Origin of the sequence: Enterobacter sp. 50588862, from assembly GCF_001462935.1 — a bacterium.
Taxonomy (GTDB): domain Bacteria; phylum Pseudomonadota; class Gammaproteobacteria; order Enterobacterales; family Enterobacteriaceae; genus Enterobacter; species Enterobacter bugandensis.
The window spans coordinates 97,139-112,892 of record NZ_LNHM01000028.1 but is presented as its reverse complement, the minus strand read 5'-3'; the positions used below and the strand labels follow the sequence as shown (position 1 = coordinate 112,892).

Below are 15,754 nucleotides of genomic sequence, written 5' to 3'. Positions count from 1 at the left end.
CAAGGCCGTAGGCTTGTGCCATGGATATGACACTGACCCCCGCAGACCTCGATCCCCGTAGGCAGGCTATGCTGCTGTACTTTCAGGGATACCGCGTAGCCCGCATTGCTGAAATGCTGGGCGAGAAAGTTGCAACCGTTCACAGCTGGAAGAAGCGCGACAAATGGGGCGAGTACGGGCCGCTGGATCAGATGCAGCTCACCACCGCCGCGCGTTACTGCCAGCTCATCATGAAGGAGCAGAAAGAAGGGAAAGACTTCAAGGAAATTGACCTGCTGGCGCGCCAGTCCGAGCGCCACGCCCGGATCGGCAAATTCAACGACGGCGGCAACGAGGCCGACCTGAACCCCAACGTCGCCAACCGCAACAAAGGCCCCCGCAAACCGCCGGATAAGAACCTCTTTACCGACGAGCAGATCGAGAAACTGCAGAAGGTATTCCACGACTCAATGTTTGCCTACCAGCGCCACTGGTGGGAGGCAGGCAACCGGCACCGCATTCGCAACCTGCTCAAGTCGCGCCAGATTGGGGCGACCTTCTTCTTTGCCCGTGAGGCACTGATTGACGCCATCACCACCGGGCGCAACCAGATTTTCCTCTCCGCCAGCAAGGCGCAAGCGCACGTTTTCAAGCAGTACATCATCGACTTTGCCAAAGAGGTCGATGTGGAGCTGAAAGGCGACCCGATGACGCTCAGCAACGGCGCGTGCCTGTACTTCCTCGGCACCAACGCCCGCACGGCGCAGAGTTACCACGGCAACCTGTATCTGGACGAATATTTCTGGATACCGAAATTCCAGGAGCTGCGCAAGGTCGCCTCCGGGATGGCTATCCACAAAAAATGGCGACAGACCTACTTCTCCACGCCGTCCAGCCTGACGCACAGCGCGTATCCGTTCTGGTCCGGCGCATTGTTCAACCGGGGCCGAGCCAAAGCGGACAAAGTGGATATTGACCTGACTCACCCCACTCTGGCCCCCGGCCTGCTCTGTCCGGACGGTCAGTATCGCCAGATTGTCACCGTGGAGGATGCGGTGCGTGGCGGGTGTAACCTGTTCGATATCGACCAGCTGCGCATGGAGTACAGCCCGGACGAGTACCAGAACCTGCTGATGTGCGAGTTTATCGACGATCTGGCTTCGGTGTTTCCTCTCAGCGAGCTGCAGGCGTGCATGGTCGACAGCTGGGAAGTCTGGGCAGATTTTCAGGCTCTGGCCCTGCGCCCGTTTGGCTGGCGGGAAGTGTGGATCGGTTATGACCCAGCGAAGGGCACGCAGAACGGCGACAGCGCCGGATGCGTGGTCATGGCTCCGCCCACAGTACCTGGCGGCAAGTTCCGTATTCTGGAGCGTCACCAGTGGCGCGGGATGGACTTCCGCGCCCAGGCGGACGCCATCAAAAAGCTGACGCAGCAGTACAACGTGACCTATATCGGCATTGACTCCACCGGCGTCGGCCACGGCGTGTACGAGAACGTGAAAGCGTTTTTCCCTGCCGTGCGCGAGTTTGTCTACAACCCCAACGTCAAAAACGCCCTGGTGCTCAAGGCCTACGACATTATCAGCCACCGCCGCCTGGAGTTCGACGCCGGGCATACCGATATCGCGCAATCCTTTATGGCAATCCGCCGCGCCACCACCGCCAGCGGCAACCGCCCAACCTACGAAGCCAGCCGCAGTGAAGAAGCCAGCCATGCAGATCTGGCCTGGGCGACGATGCACGCACTGTTCAACGAACCGCTGCAGGGCGAATCCGCCAATACCAGCAATATTGTGGAGATTTTTTGATGGGCAAGAGCAAGAAAAACCGCGCTGTAGTTCAGCACAGCAGCGGCGCATCTGCAGAAGCTTTCAGCTTTGGCGACCCGATCCCGGTACTGGACCGCCGCGAGCTGCTGGATTACGTTGAATGCGTGCAGATGGACCGCTGGTATGAACCGCCGGTCAGCTTTGACGGACTGGCGCGCACCTACCGCGCCGCCGTGCACCACAGCTCGCCGATTGCCGTTAAACGCAATATTCTGACCAGCACCTTTATCCCACATCCGTTGCTGAGCCAGCAGGCGTTCAGCCGGTTTGTGCAGGACTATCTGGTATTCGGTAACGCCTATCTGGAGAAGCGCACCAATCGGCTCGGCGGCATTCTGTCGCTTGAGCCGTCGCTGGCAAAATACACCCGGCGCGGCGTGGATCTGGATACCTACTGGTTTGTGCAGTACGGCATGACCACGCAGCCGTACGAGTTCACTAAAGGCAGCATCTTTCATCTGATGGAGCCGGATTTAAACCAGGAGATTTACGGTCTGCCGGAGTACCTGTCCGCCATCCCGTCCGCCCTACTGAACGAGTCCGCAACCCTGTTCCGCCGCAAGTATTACATCAACGGCAGTCATGCGGGGTTCATCATGTACATGACCGACGCTGCGCAGAACCAAGAGGACGTGAACAACATTCGCCAGGCGATGAAAAGCGCCAAAGGACCGGGCAACTTCCGCAACCTGTTTATGTACTCGCCGAACGGCAAAAAGGACGGGATTCAGATCATCCCGCTGTCAGAGGTCGCGGCAAAGGATGAGTTTCTTAATATCAAGAACGTGAGCCGGGACGACATGATGGCAGCACACCGCGTTCCGCCACAGATGATGGGGATCATGCCGAGTAATGTTGGGGGGTTTGGGGATGTGGAGAAGGCGAGTAAAGTATTTGTTCGTAATGAACTGATACCGCTGCAGAAACGGTTTCAGGAGCTAAATCACTGGCTGAGAGAAGAAGTGATTAACTTTGCCCCCTATTCACTAAAGTTTATAAATAGATAAATACCTGTCCATTAAAGTTAATTAACCCTATCAATTATAGGTAGGAACTTTAATTTTATCAGGTTAATCATCTTGATTAACCTGAACGAGTATTACTCAAGCATCCATCAAAAAATAGCGATAACTAAAATCGTCAAGGACATCGGTTTTCTCATCACGCTGCAAGTACCGTTTAAGCTCTTTTTTGCGGATGGTTTTCCGTTGATCCACATTTAGTCCATATATCTCTATGGTTCGTTCTGCGCGATGTTGATTAGCAGCGGACGCCTTAGAATTCGGCAAAATTTCCCCCGTCAAATAATCGACCATAAAATAATCGTTGAAAACAAACCCCGCGACGTCAGCAATCAATAATGCATCTTCATACTTTTCAAGCTTTTCACTTTGACAGCGATCGCAACATGGGTACAAATTTTCCCATTGGTAGGCCAGTCGATAAAATTCCTCACGGCTTTTCGGTCGAAAATGCTCAAGGGTTTCACGACTCATCGCCCCTAAATCCCCCCCATCACAAAATGCACAATGCTCTTGAGTCATGGCTGTAAGCAGTTTTCGTGTATCTTCATAACGAAAGGCCGCATACCAACAAAAAGTATATTTAGCGTCCTTTCTTTTGGACTCTTCATACCTTGACCCTAGTTCTTCCCAGCATTCTAACAGATAATCAGGACATTCTGGTCTAGTAAATGGGTACATGCCACTGTCCTTATTTTATACTTAACAAACGATTCATTTGGCGTAGCTCCATACTCACTAGCGTAGCGAGTTCTTCACTCTTTTCACGTAATGTCTCAGCCAACTTCATAACTTCTGCATCATCCTTTGAATTTTGCAGATGTCGACGAATTGCCTCTTTGAAATCCACCAATTGACGTTCTGTTTCGACATCGAATTCTTCTTCCACGTCAAAAATTTCTGCAAGAATAAGTTGATAACTTTTTCCTGCTCCTGATTTCACAGCCTTAACGCTTTTATTTGATGTGGCATTGTTTTGGATATTTCTTTGTGATTCTGGCAAGCGATAGACAAAGGCATCTTCCACTGATCCAACCACAAAAGGAGAATGTGTTGAGACAAAGACTTGAGCATTCGGGAGCAACTTCTGGATTGCAGGAAGGATTCTACGCTGCCACTTTGGATGAAGATGAATATCCACCTCATCCAAGAAAAGAATAATAGGCTGAGAGAATATGTCGCGCTGTTCTTTCCAAGGGATACTTTCCAAACGTAGTGCCATATCCGCGATCCAACTAATTATCGACTTTAATCCCTCTGGAAGGATGTCCAGGTTAAGTCGCTTCCCCCCAAGACCTACTTTAACTTCCAGCGGACTACGTTCAAGATGAAACGTCAGACCAAGCTGACAAATATTATTCACAAACGTTGTTATTTGGTCTATCGCATGATCAAACTGCTTAGCTTCTTGTTCTGCACCATCATCTTTGGCTAGCGCCGCCTGGGTACGGTTGTTGGCTATCCATTGCGCGAGCAGTTGGGGGCGAACAGTTTGATCAAAAGAAAGAGCATTTTCGAATGGCGACTGTGTAATGTTTTGAATTGAGGAGAAAACATAACCCGATTGCGCAGCTCGACTACCTGAATAAGCTAAGGCCGCATAATCAAACTTCTTAACAGTCACATTTTGGTTCATGTCCAGCCAAGGGCGGTTATGCCACACCAAGCTTTCTGAAGCACCGGGAATGCAATAATAGTAAGCATCACTCTTAACTAACAAATTATTCACTTGCTTATCTAAATTGACACCATACTCTCCAGCTAATCCACAAAAATGAAAATTAACATTACTGCTCATACCTTGATATCGTTTTCTGACTAAAAAATCCCCATGGTCAGGGTTTAAAATCCCTGCCAGAGCATATAACACAGTACTTTTCCCACAGCCGTTTGGCCCGGTCAAGATATGGATCTCCGCTTTAGTTGCATCCTCACTTTCACTAGAAATCTGTGGAAAATCAAAATGAGTATTATCAAATACACCGATATCGTTTAGCGTAACGCTTTCAATGCGGTATGGCTGACGCATAACATAGTCCCTAAGTTAATAGTTGCACTGACCAACATATTACACCGGAAGCATAAATAACAACTATTAGCTCAATAATGCGTGGTTCCAAACAATTCTCACATAGCGATTTAATCGCTTATTCAAAGCCTTATCATGGCTGGCGCGCGCTCGTATCCCCGCCACGCCTGCCCGCTTTGTGTAGTGGTTTTCATGCAGGCGCATGACGGGCCGAAAAGCGCGCCAGTTCTGGCGGCCCCGACCCATTGCGATCCTTTTTGGATCATGCGAATCCATGCACCATAGACATGCACTGCGTTCTCAAACCGCAGGATGCCATATGAGAGGGAGTTTCCCATCGTGCGGAATCACTAATGCGTATTCTCATCCTGCCCTACTCCATAATCATTCATCCTGGTAACCAGATCGCTTGTCAGCTCCGACAGCCACGAAATCGCAACCTCCTTATCGTCATCGCTACAATCTGAACTGGCAACCAGCCGGGCCATAAGTTCTATCCGCTGCAGTGCAAGTGACTCCATGAACAAATCGTTCACAACTCCCTCCCAATATTACTGCTTATATATACAGTACATCATATGATTTTAAAGCTGAAATAGTTTTTTACTCAGCTAACTCTTTGATTAATAGATATGCCATTTCTCTGAGCTGTCAGTACCATTGACGCCATTTGTCATCCTCCTGTAGGCGCTTGTTCCGGTAGAACAGGCGCAGCCCGGCTCCAGATAGGGGTTAACCGCCTTTTTAGGCGAGGTCCATGGATATGCCCCGGCAGCATTACCTCCGCTACTAGGGACTTCAGATACATGAGGTGCGATAAGACGGCCTGAACTGATATCCGTCACTCACAAACTCCCGCATAGACACTGCTACATACCGCGCTGTCATTTGTGCCTGCAAGCAGATCAAATTGCGCACCACCTCGTGTGGTTAACGCCCAGTCGCGATAAGTCTCAATGCCATAGCCATCTACGGTGATGACTTCAATACGCTTTTCGGCCCGCCGCGGATCGTGAGTCGATGGGAAGAACGTTGAATTACCACGACGTGAGCATTCAGCAATCATCCTTTCCCATTCTGCGACACGGCGAATTTCTTCTGGCCAGCGCTGGAAGATTTCCGCCAATTCAGATTTACGGGCATGAATGCAGGGCATGCATCCAACACGACTGCAGCCCTGTTGATAAAGTGGGTTAGGTTTGATGCCATGACGTTTGGCTATAGCGAACACATCTTCGTGCAGCCAGTTAAGGATCGGGCGATAAACATGAAGGCCAGGAGTGTTATCCGCATCTTCCTCCCAGTCCGGAAGCAATGCACGCGCTGGCGATTCCTGCGCCCTCACTCCCTGCCAGCTGATAACCTCGTCATATTCATCTAATGCAGGAACAATCACCTGAGTACGGACAGGCTCATGCTTCAAATCAAATGTGCAAAAACGAGCCTTTGTGGACGGGAATCGCCCTTTCCACATGCACAAGTCAAGAAACGGATTGCCAGTTGGTTTAAGAATTTCTAGTGCGCGATGGATACGTTCTGCGGCCTCATCAGGAGACATGCCGCATTCCTCAACCAAAGAAAAAGGCCATTTTTCAGCAATGAATTTACGCTTGCCTTCAATCTGGCGAGTGAAATCCGCTTTCACACGAATAACCTTACCCAGCCGCGATTCCAGATATTCCAGGTAGTCCATCGTCTGAGGATGCTCATGGCCCGTATCAGCAAAGACAGAGATATGAGGAACATCGTTTTCAATGGCCCGTAACCACTGAGCAAGGCTATCCTTGCCCCCTGAGATACTGATGCTGTTAATAGTGCTGATACCGAAGCAACGCGGATCGATGATGTTCATACAGCACGACCGCTGTAATGTTTACCTTTCAGCTCAGCAATTTCCTGGCAAGTCACGCAGCACTGTACGCCCGGAATAGCTTGTCTGCGCGCCGCTGGGATTGGTGCTTCACAGTCGATGCAAAGCACGCGAGCGATACCCGGATTTCGTGCCCGGGCATTGTGGATATGGCGCTGCAGGTTTTCTTCGACGCGCTGCTGTACGAGATCCATAGAATCAGCCATCAGTGCCAGTCCCCACGTGATTCAGCTTCATAACGGGCAACTTCACGGCGCAGTAATTCTGCAGCCTCCACTCCGTTCATCCCCTCTTTCAGGATGTGGATCGCCAGTGCCTCCATGCGGATGGAAACAGCAAAGGCGCAGCTTTTACGCTCATCCAGACGAGTCTCGTTAAACAACTGGAACAAACCGGCATCATCCGGTCCGGTTTTAGTAGTGCGTGTTTCGCTATTTCGCATAATCATTTCTCCTGAATTTGGGCAAAAGAATGCCCGGCGGGTTTACGCCATTAATTTCTATTTTGGGTTAGCTCGGCATGGTTAGCCGTTTGGGAAATAAGCTCACTACTGCACGAAAATGATTCATTGCTTTAATCAACTCCCGCGTTTCGTCAGTGGTCAGCTCATTAATATTGACACTGTGACGTTCTGCCGGAATTTTTGCCATGAAGAATATGGCGGCCAGTGCCCTCGCATTCTGTTTATGATTAATGTCGCGGGGATCGCGCATCTCAATAATAAAACGTTCCAGCTCGTGCTCAATATTCAGACCAAACACTTTTGCTCTCAGCTCCGCTATGTGGTTCAGCCCATTCAGGCGCTGACCGGGACTAAGCGGAACTGTCGCCGTGTTACCTTCTATAGCCATTAATTAACCTCACTAGCGACCTGAACTTAAATGGTTAAACATCCACATAACCCACTGAACCAAAGAATGTTTAAAGTGATGCCGGGGTTTTTTATGCACGCCCGGCACGTGCCTTAGTGGTAGACTATTTGCGCCAACAATCATCTACCCATCGAAGGAGAAACCTGATGTCAGACTCTGACAACTTCCACGTATTGCCTCGCCCTGCCCCTGCACCTCAACCAGCGCCGGGACAGGATAAAAAATAGGATTCCGGCATGACTAAACAAAGCTCCGAATACTTCCAACTGCATTACAGTTATTACCTTGAGGTTATGACGGCAACGCTTCACGGTAGAGCTGACAAATTGATGACAGCCATTCAGCTTATTAGCGGTACTGCTGTGTTTGCGGACACTGGTCTGGAATGGTTGTTCGCTTTGCCTGTAGTCGTTATCGCGACAATTCAACTTGTGTGGCAACCAGCAATTATTTCCGAGCGTGCTAGCGTACAAAGCCGCCAGTACGGGGAATTGCTTTACGCTGGGGATGAACTGACCCCGGAACTGATTGCACAAAAACTGAAAACGCTGCATCACTCTGATTCCGCACCTTTCGGCTCTTTGTTAAATCCAGCCTATAAAAGAACTGCTATTGCATGTGGTCGACCTGATGACACTAAGCTCAGCTTCCAGGAAAAACTTTTCGCCTGGTTTGCTGGTTGCCTGCCACGTTAATACTTAGACGTTGTAGCAATCTCTTTTTGCCTATTCCCCGGACAGCCTGCTGCCGGGGAGACAGTTCAATACACGGATGCCACTTTTTTCCGCTAGGTAAGTAAATCCAGCCATGACCGTAATGCATTGCCGGGCTTTGCCTAACCAGCAGTGATGCGAATGAAGGTTCGTTATTCAGCATAAACACCTCAGCTCAGCCCAAAAGAAGAGCCAAGACCTGTCACGGTATCGACGACACTGGCCATTGCAGGGTTGGCCTGTAAACGCGCCTGCAGAGAAATAGCGGTAAGCGCCATCAGCCGAGTAACGGAGTTGACGCTTTCGACAACCTGGCGGCGGGTGGTCGCATTTAGCTGAACACCAGAAACCGCACTCGCAGCGACACGGCCGATCTCGGCAGTGGCTTTCAGGATGTACTGAGGCATTTTCTCCCGTGCTACTTCATTAGTTGGTACACAGGGCAGGCAGTGAATCTGAGCCAGAAAACCATCAACCAATGTTGAGTCTTCTGTGAGATCGGTCAGCAGCCATATATCAGGAGCTGTAAGCTGATGCGGTTGCTCCGGGTTGAGCTTATTACGCAGGGTTTGAACATTCATACCTGCACGTTCTGCCAACTTCGTCATGTTGTGACGTACAGCGAAAGCACGGCAGGCTTCATTAAAATGGGGATGTTTTGATATGCGATAGTCAAACATAGTCAGTTGCTCCGTGAAGTCTCAAAATGGAACTAGTTGATATTCACATTGCAATCAACAAGGGCATCGACAGTCATCGCAGCAATGTTAATCATCACTTTTTCACGCTTTTTATCCTTGCGTAGGCGATGACGAAGCAATCGACCATCTGCAAGCATGTCGTTGATGGTGTCAATAGATAACCCTGTGAGTTCACTATATCTTTCTATAGTGACGTGGGGTGTGATGAGAGTGATTGAAATGTTAGGTCTCATGATGCAACATTCCTCGTTTAGCAATGATTAATCAGGATGAATACTGATCGTTTGTATTTTGTGAACACCATAAACATACGATCGCATCATGAAATCGTCAAGATAAAAGTTCACTTGGAGTGACCATGAATTTGGAAAAAGGCGGTCGTGGGGCTATAGAGCGCATGGTTGAAGCCTATGGTTTCAAGACAAGACAGGCTTTATGTGATCATTTAGGTATATCAAAAAGCACACTAGCAACTAGATACATGCGTGACTCATTTCCTGCAGAGTGGGTAATACAATGTGCATTAGAAACTGAATCTGATTTAGCGTGGCTTGTTACTGGAACTGGTCGGCCGACAAGTTCACAAAAAGAGAACACTACTAGTCTACCTAGATTTGACCTAGTTGATGGAGTGCTATCGGAAAACGGTGCTATAACATTCGATAACTCTCTTTTGCCTACAAAAGTTAGTCGGTTGTTTTTTGTTCATCATGGGCATGATAATTACGTTTGCAGTAAGGATTTTACTAACGTTCGTGATGGTATATGGCTAGTTAACATTGACAATGAAGTCTCCATTCGAGAAATAACACGCCTGCCTAAAAATAAAATTCTCGTTTCTGGGGGCAGCAAAGAATTTGACTGTATGCTGGACGATATAGAAGTAACGGCAAGTGTTGTTTTGAAAATAAAATGATTACTTATAAGGGACATAGTAATGAGCCATAGACTTTCAAATATATCAATTAAAAACTTTAGATCTTGTAAAGAAATTAATTTAAATTTTTCCTTGTTCACACCTTTAATTGGATACAATAATGCGGGAAAATCCACTGTTCTGAACGCTATTGAGTGGTTATTTAAGAAAAAGGTACTATCACCAAGCGATTACTTTAATAATGATAACGAGATAGAAGTTGAGGGTAAAGTTGAAGGTATTACCGACGAGATACTTTCCGCTTTAACAGAAGAAAACAGAAATCGTATTAATCCATTTATTACAGCAGGCACATTAACATTCAAACGCACCCAATCAGTTGGTGCATTAGCAGCAAAAGATGTGAAACTACTAATAAAGAATCCAGATAATGGCCTATTCCGACCATCGCCATCAGGGATCGATAATGCGATAAAGGCCTTATTTCCAGATCCTATACGTATCGGAGCGATGGAAAACGCAGCAGAGGATTCGTCTAAATCAAAAGCAGGAACAACAATAGGTAAATTATTATCAGAGTTGAGCGCTAAAATTCAGGAGCAACACTCAAATAGAATATTGAAGCACATAGAAGCAGTAAACAGGAGAATGACGGCCTCAGGAAATAAAAGACTATCAGACCTTGTTGATATCGATAACTCAATTAGTGATAAAGTTGCAGATTTTTTTCCCGGTATCAATCTTAAACTACATTTTGAACTTCCGAATTTTGAAGATATTTTTAAAGCTGGAACAGTAAAAGTTTACGAAGACTCTCTGCCAGATATAGCAAGAGACTGCTCATGTTACGGTCATGGAACTCAGCGTTCTATCCAGATGGCGCTTATTCGCCATTTAGCTGACATTACTACAAATGAGAACATCGGAACAACAACCTTACTATTAATTGATGAACCAGAATTATATCTCCATCCTTTTGCAATAGAACAAATAAGAGAATCATTAAATATTTTATCCCAACATGGCTATCAAATCATTTTTTCAACTCACTCCTCACAAATGATTACTTCTGATTTGGCTAAGGATACTATTTTAATACGAAAAAACAACCAACTAGGAACACATTGTAGGTTAACAATATCTGAAGCAGTAAATCAAGTAATAGTACAACGTCCTGCGCAAGCTACACATTTATTTTCACTAACACAATCTTCAAAAATATTATTTGCTAATAACGTTGTTCTAACAGAAGGAAAAACTGAAACAACCCTATTACCATTTATATTCAAAAAAATAAATAATAAAACAACAGGTCAAATGCAAGTGGCCCTAATAGAAACTGGTTCAGTTGATAGCATTTCAAAAACCATGCAAATACTTGCCAGTATGGACATACCGACAAAGGCAATCGTTGACCTTGATTTTGCACTCAGGGGTGCAATAAGAAATAACTTCCTACAAGGTAACGACCCCGATATTATCGGGCTTAAAGCTATTTTAGTTGATATGCAGAATGATGGGCAATGTGCATTAGATGCTTCTGGATTACCAACAAAGAATGGTGTAGTTACTGCAGCGCAAGCCTATGAACTTATGTCACAAAAAGCTAATGCGGCACCACTAATATTATCTTTGGCTAATAAATTACTAGAATCAAATATATGGATTTGGCAAAAAGGAGCAATTGAAAATCATCTGGGCCTGACAGAAAAAAGTGAATCGGCTTGGGCCGAATTCAAATCTAACGCTGAGGCACAACCTCTGTCAGACATCTGCACTGATTATGATAGTGTTGAGGACTTGGTGGCGTGGATAACACCAGTTGTTTGATTCATACCTGAGAAAACATTGATTGCTGTTCAAATACACAGTTAAATTAAGCCCTCAGATATGAGGGCTTTTTATGGCAGTACGAAAACTCGATACAGGAAAATGGATTTGCGAATGCTACCCCGCCGGACGCAGTGGGCGTCGTGTGCGTAAACAGTTCGCAACCAAAGGCGAAGCATTAGCCTTTGAGCGTCACACGATGGATGAGGCAGAGGCTAAACCCTGGCTGGGTGAATTGGTAGATCGTCGAACGCTGAAAGACGTGGTTGAACTCTGGTACAAACTGCACGGCAAATCTCTTACCGCTGGTGAGCATGTTTACGACAAGCTGGTCCTGATGGTCGATGCACTCGGAAACCCTCTTGCTACTGATCTCAGCTCGAAATTGTTCGCGCATTACCGTGACAAACGCCTAACGGGTGAAATCTATTTCAGTGAGAAGTGGAAGAAAGGTGCCAGCCCGGTAACAATCAACCTCGAGCAAAGCTACCTGAGTGGCGTTTTTAGCGAGCTGGCCCGACTCGGAGAATGGGCAGCACCGAACCCGCTGGAGAATATGCGCAAGTTCACCATTGCTGAAAAGGAAATGGCCTGGCTGACGCATGAACAGATCACAGAGCTTTTGTACGACTGTAATCGCCAAAGCCCGCTGCTCGCTCTGGTTGTTAAAATCTGCTTAAGCACAGGAGCACGCTGGCGCGAAGCAGTGAACCTCACCCGCTCTCAAGTCACAAAGTACAGAATAACTTTCGTCAGGACCAAAGGCAAAAAGAACCGAAGCATTCCGATTAGCAAAGAGCTTTACGAGGAAATCATTGCCCTGGACGGCTTCAAGTTCTTTACGGATTGCTACTTCCAGTTCTTGTCAGTGATGGACAAAACCTCCATCGTGCTTCCGCGCGGCCAGCTTACTCACGTTCTGCGCCACACATTTGCAGCGCATTTTATGATGTCGGGCGGAAACATTCTTGCCCTACAAAAAATTCTCGGCCATCACGACATCAAAATGACCATGCGCTATGCTCACCTGGCCCCTGATCACCTTGAAACTGCCCTGCGCTTCAACCCGTTAGCTACCCTACCAAGTGGCGACAAAGTGGCGGCAGCGGTAAGCATTACCCCGTAATCGCCACGCCTTACCACTAACCTAACTTATTGATTATCTTGCAAGTCGTTGTTTTCACTAACCCGTTTACATAAATGGGTTTTTTGTTGCCTGAAATTCCCCTTCCTGTAATCTGACCTTCTCTCTTCCCACCAAAACATATATGATTAAACGAATATGATTTAATCTACCCTCAGGAACACCCATGATCCACCCGCTCCAGATCTTCAAAATCCTCTCCGACGAAACGCGACTCGCCATCGTCATGCTGCTCCGTGATGCGGGCGAGCTGTGTGTCTGCGATCTCTGCTCCGCCACCAGCGAACCGCAGCCGAAAGTCTCCCGCCACATGGCCTTGCTGCGCGAGTCCGGGCTGGTTATCGACCGCCGCGAGGGTAAGTGGGTCCATTACCGTCTCTCTCCCAACATGCCCGCGTGGGCGGCAGCCGTCATCGACACCAGCTGGAACTGCCTGCGGGAAGAGACGCGCATGAAGCTGAAAAACCGACTCCCGGGCTCATGCTAATCAAAACATATTCATGAAATCAGATATAACGGAGTAAGCGATGTTTCTGGCAGGGGCAATTTTTCTGTTTACGCTGGTACTGGTCATCTGGCAGCCCAAAGGGCTCAGTATCGGCTGGAGCGCGACCATTGGCGCCGTGCTGGCGCTGGCCAGCGGGGTAATTCACATTAACGATATACCTGTGGTCTGGAATATCGTCTGGAACGCCACGGCGACGTTTATCGCCGTCATCATCATCAGCCTGCTGCTGGATGAGTCCGGCTTTTTCGAGTGGGCGGCCCTGCACGTTGCCCGCTGGGGAAACGGTCGCGGGCGATTGCTGTTTACTTATATCGTGCTGCTGGGTGCGGCTGTGGCGGCGCTGTTTGCCAATGACGGCGCGGCGCTGATCCTGACGCCTATCGTCATCGCAATGCTGCTGGCGCTGGGGTTCAGCAAGCAGGCCACGCTGGCGTTTGTGATGGCGGCTGGTTTTATCGCCGATACCGCCAGCCTGCCGCTGATTGTCTCCAACCTGGTCAACATCGTGTCGGCAGACTTCTTTAAGCTGGGGTTCAGCGAATACGCCTCGGTGATGATCCCCGTTGATATCGCCGCGATTGTTGCAACGCTGGTGATGCTGCATCTTTTCTTCCGCAAGGAAATTCCCCCAGAATATGACCTGGCGAAACTTCAGGAGCCCGCGCGGGCCATTCACGATCTCCCGACGTTCAGAACGGGCTGGATCGTGCTACTGCTTCTGCTCGTTGGCTTCTTTGTGCTTGAACCTCTCGGCATTCCGGTCAGCGCCATCGCCACCGTCGGCGCGCTGATTTTATTCGCTGTTGCAAAACGGGGACATGCAATAAACACCGGAAAAGTGCTGCGCGGCGCACCCTGGCAAATTGTTATTTTCTCGCTCGGGATGTATCTGGTGGTGTATGGCCTGCGCAATGCCGGGCTGACGGATTATCTTACTGGCGTGCTGAATAGCCTGGCCGGACACGGACTGTGGGCCACCACGCTGGGAACCGGGTTCATCACCGCGTTCCTGTCATCCATAATGAACAATATGCCCACGGTGCTGATTGGCGCGCTCTCCATTGAGGGCAGTACGGCGACGGGATTGCTCAAGGACGCGATGATTTACGCCAATGTGATTGGCTGCGATCTGGGGCCGAAAATCACGCCTATCGGCAGCCTCGCCACCCTGCTCTGGCTCCACGTGCTGGCGCAGAAAAACATGACGATTACCTGGGGCTACTATTTCCGGACGGGCATCATCATGACGCTGCCGGTCCTGTTTTTGACGCTCGCCGCGCTGGCGCTACGTCTCTCCTTCACACTGTAATGAGCCACTGATATGAGCCACATCACCATTTACCACAACCCAGCCTGCGGCACCTCGCGCAATACGCTGGAGATGATCCGCAACAGCGGCACGGAGCCGGAGATTATCCTCTATCTGGAAACCCCGCCGTCGCGCGATAAGCTGACCACCCTGATTGCCGATATGGGGATTTCGGTGCGGGATCTGCTGCGCAAAAACGTGGAGCCCTATGAACAGCTCGGCCTGGCCGAAGATATCTTCAGCGACGACCAGCTTATCGACTTTATGCTGCAACACCCGATCCTGATTAACCGTCCGATTGTGGTCACGCCGCTGGGCACCCGCCTGTGCCGCCCGTCTGAAGTTGTCCTCGACATTCTGCCGGACGCGCAGAAAGGAGCGTTTACGAAAGAGGATGGCGAAGCCGTCGTGGACGCCAGCGGGAAAAAAATCGAACACAGGTAAAACAGGCAGGGCGAGTGATGCCTAAGGGTTTCCCTCGCCCGCAATTCTCCCCACCATCGCCCGAATTTCCTCCCGGCTTAATGGCTCTCGGTCAGTCACATAGTGCAGCGTCATCCCTTCGATGAAGGCATCCAGCGCGCGGGTGGTGACCGGGTCGAACCACTGCTCCAGCGTGGTCTGGCTCATCTTCATCCAGTCCTGCATCACCGTTTTGAGCGCCGCGCTGCGGTGCATAAAGGCGTAAAGCTGGTACATCAGCGCCATGTTGTGCGGCGTGGTCACCTGCGAGCTGTGGATCAGGGTGGTGATGGATTCACACGCCATTTCCGGCCCGGTGACGCCCGCGAAGAAATCCCGGTACTGCTGCGACATCTGGCGGGTAAACCACGTGAAGGCCTCCTCCAGCAGCGGCTCCATGCCGTCGAAATAGTAGGTCATTGACCCCAGCGGCACGCCCGCGCAGGTGGCGATTTTGCGGTGCGTGACGGCGTGAATACCGTGTTCGGCAATGGTGTCCAGCGTCGCCTGGAGAATTTTTTCACGTCGATGCGGATCGTTCGGTGGTCTGCTCATAAATCCCTCACCTGGTTTGTGTACAAATGTACACAAACTTGCTAGTGTTGTCGC

General features: G+C 49.2%; 19 protein-coding genes. 9 read left to right on the top strand and 10 right to left on the bottom strand.

All coding sequences use genetic code 11. The annotated features are described in order from the left end of the window. Positions 1–20: 20 nt before the first annotated feature. Together APT89_RS13360 and APT89_RS13355 are read left to right on the top strand one after the other, a co-directional pair. A complete protein-coding gene (locus tag APT89_RS13360; RefSeq protein WP_060572626.1) occupies positions 21–1,787 on the top strand; it encodes a terminase ATPase subunit family protein in 1,767 nt (588 codons plus the stop codon). Continuing rightward, positions 1,787–2,815: a phage portal protein gene (locus APT89_RS13355; protein ID WP_060572624.1), complete on the top strand. Its 1,029-nt coding sequence runs from the start codon at positions 1,787–1,789 to the stop codon at positions 2,813–2,815. The genes APT89_RS13360 and APT89_RS13355 overlap by 1 nt, the downstream gene beginning before the upstream one ends. A gap of 96 nt (positions 2,816–2,911) precedes the next feature. Here APT89_RS13355 and APT89_RS13350 read toward each other — a convergent pair whose 3' ends face one another. From APT89_RS13350 to APT89_RS13315, 6 genes are all read right to left on the bottom strand, one after another. Further along, positions 2,912–3,511, bottom strand: a complete 600-nt coding sequence (locus tag APT89_RS13350) for a hypothetical protein (protein WP_060572622.1) — start codon at positions 3,509–3,511, stop codon at positions 2,912–2,914. Positions 3,512–3,521: 10 nt separating this feature from the next. Continuing rightward, the gene (locus APT89_RS13345) at positions 3,522–4,859 is read right to left on the bottom strand and encodes an AAA family ATPase (RefSeq protein ID WP_060572620.1); all 1,338 of its coding nucleotides are present in this window, start codon (positions 4,857–4,859) and stop codon (positions 3,522–3,524) included. Positions 4,860–5,700: 841 nt separating this feature from the next. Next, a complete protein-coding gene (locus APT89_RS13330) occupies positions 5,701–6,711 on the bottom strand; it encodes a phosphoadenosine phosphosulfate reductase domain-containing protein (RefSeq protein ID WP_060572616.1) in 1,011 nt (336 codons plus the stop codon). Beyond that, positions 6,708–6,935: a TraR/DksA family transcriptional regulator gene (locus APT89_RS13325; RefSeq protein WP_060572614.1), complete on the bottom strand. Its 228-nt coding sequence runs from the start codon at positions 6,933–6,935 to the stop codon at positions 6,708–6,710. Before APT89_RS13325 ends, APT89_RS13330 begins: the two co-directional genes overlap by 4 nt. Continuing rightward, positions 6,935–7,171, bottom strand: a complete 237-nt coding sequence (locus APT89_RS13320) for a DUF2732 family protein (RefSeq protein WP_049106743.1) — start codon at positions 7,169–7,171, stop codon at positions 6,935–6,937. Before APT89_RS13320 ends, APT89_RS13325 begins: the two co-directional genes overlap by 1 nt. A 67-nt stretch (positions 7,172–7,238) precedes the next feature. After that, positions 7,239–7,580, bottom strand: coding sequence for a DUF5347 domain-containing protein (locus tag APT89_RS13315; RefSeq protein ID WP_060572611.1), 342 nt, complete (start codon positions 7,578–7,580; stop codon positions 7,239–7,241). A 257-nt stretch (positions 7,581–7,837) separates the two neighbouring features. On the opposite strand from APT89_RS13315, the gene APT89_RS13310 reads away from it, so the two are divergent. After that, the gene (locus APT89_RS13310; RefSeq protein WP_060572609.1) at positions 7,838–8,296 is read left to right on the top strand and encodes a hypothetical protein; all 459 of its coding nucleotides are present in this window, start codon (positions 7,838–7,840) and stop codon (positions 8,294–8,296) included. Here the strand turns inward: APT89_RS13310 and APT89_RS23455 are convergent. Genes APT89_RS23455 through APT89_RS13300 form a run of 3 tightly spaced genes read right to left on the bottom strand, consistent with a single transcriptional unit; the run spans position 8,244 to position 9,248 of the window. Further along, the gene (locus APT89_RS23455; RefSeq protein ID WP_072201741.1) at positions 8,244–8,477 is read right to left on the bottom strand and encodes a phage filamentation protein Fil family protein; all 234 of its coding nucleotides are present in this window, start codon (positions 8,475–8,477) and stop codon (positions 8,244–8,246) included. The genes APT89_RS13310 and APT89_RS23455 overlap by 53 nt on opposite strands. Positions 8,478–8,484: 7 nt before the next feature. Beyond that, a complete protein-coding gene (locus tag APT89_RS13305) occupies positions 8,485–8,994 on the bottom strand; it encodes a phage regulatory CII family protein (RefSeq protein ID WP_060572606.1) in 510 nt (169 codons plus the stop codon). 32 nt (positions 8,995–9,026) lie between these two features. Continuing rightward, complete coding sequence (locus tag APT89_RS13300) at positions 9,027–9,248, bottom strand: hypothetical protein (RefSeq protein WP_060572604.1); 222 nt, start codon at positions 9,246–9,248, stop codon at positions 9,027–9,029. Positions 9,249–9,373: 125 nt separating this feature from the next. Here APT89_RS13300 and APT89_RS23450 point away from each other — a divergent pair, with 125 nt between their 5' ends. The 6 genes from APT89_RS23450 (at position 9,374) to arsC (ending at position 15,127) form a co-directional block, all read left to right on the top strand. Beyond that, on the top strand, positions 9,374–9,931 hold the full coding sequence (locus tag APT89_RS23450) for a phage repressor protein CI (RefSeq protein ID WP_072201740.1): 558 nt from the start codon (positions 9,374–9,376) through the stop codon (positions 9,929–9,931). A gap of 21 nt (positions 9,932–9,952) precedes the next feature. Then, positions 9,953–11,722 carry an ATP-dependent nuclease gene (locus APT89_RS13295; RefSeq protein ID WP_060572602.1) on the top strand — a complete coding sequence of 590 codons (1,770 nt, stop codon included), beginning with the start codon at positions 9,953–9,955 and terminating at the stop codon, positions 11,720–11,722. Between the two features lie 73 nt (positions 11,723–11,795). Further along, entirely contained in the window at positions 11,796–12,848 is a 1,053-nt protein-coding gene (locus tag APT89_RS24740; RefSeq protein WP_060572600.1) for a phage integrase, read from the top strand. Between the two features lie 184 nt (positions 12,849–13,032). Next, on the top strand, positions 13,033–13,353 hold the full coding sequence (locus APT89_RS13285; protein ID WP_060572598.1) for a metalloregulator ArsR/SmtB family transcription factor: 321 nt from the start codon (positions 13,033–13,035) through the stop codon (positions 13,351–13,353). A gap of 40 nt (positions 13,354–13,393) precedes the next feature. Continuing rightward, on the top strand, positions 13,394–14,683 hold the full coding sequence (locus APT89_RS13280) for an arsenic transporter (protein ID WP_060572596.1): 1,290 nt from the start codon (positions 13,394–13,396) through the stop codon (positions 14,681–14,683). A 12-nt stretch (positions 14,684–14,695) separates the two neighbouring features. Further along, positions 14,696–15,127 carry a glutaredoxin-dependent arsenate reductase gene (gene arsC / locus APT89_RS13275; RefSeq protein WP_041910680.1) on the top strand — a complete coding sequence of 144 codons (432 nt, stop codon included), beginning with the start codon at positions 14,696–14,698 and terminating at the stop codon, positions 15,125–15,127. A 21-nt stretch (positions 15,128–15,148) separates the two neighbouring features. Here arsC and APT89_RS13270 read toward each other — a convergent pair whose 3' ends face one another. Then, complete coding sequence (locus APT89_RS13270; RefSeq protein WP_028012492.1) at positions 15,149–15,700, bottom strand: TetR/AcrR family transcriptional regulator; 552 nt, start codon at positions 15,698–15,700, stop codon at positions 15,149–15,151. Positions 15,701–15,754 lie beyond the last annotated feature (54 nt).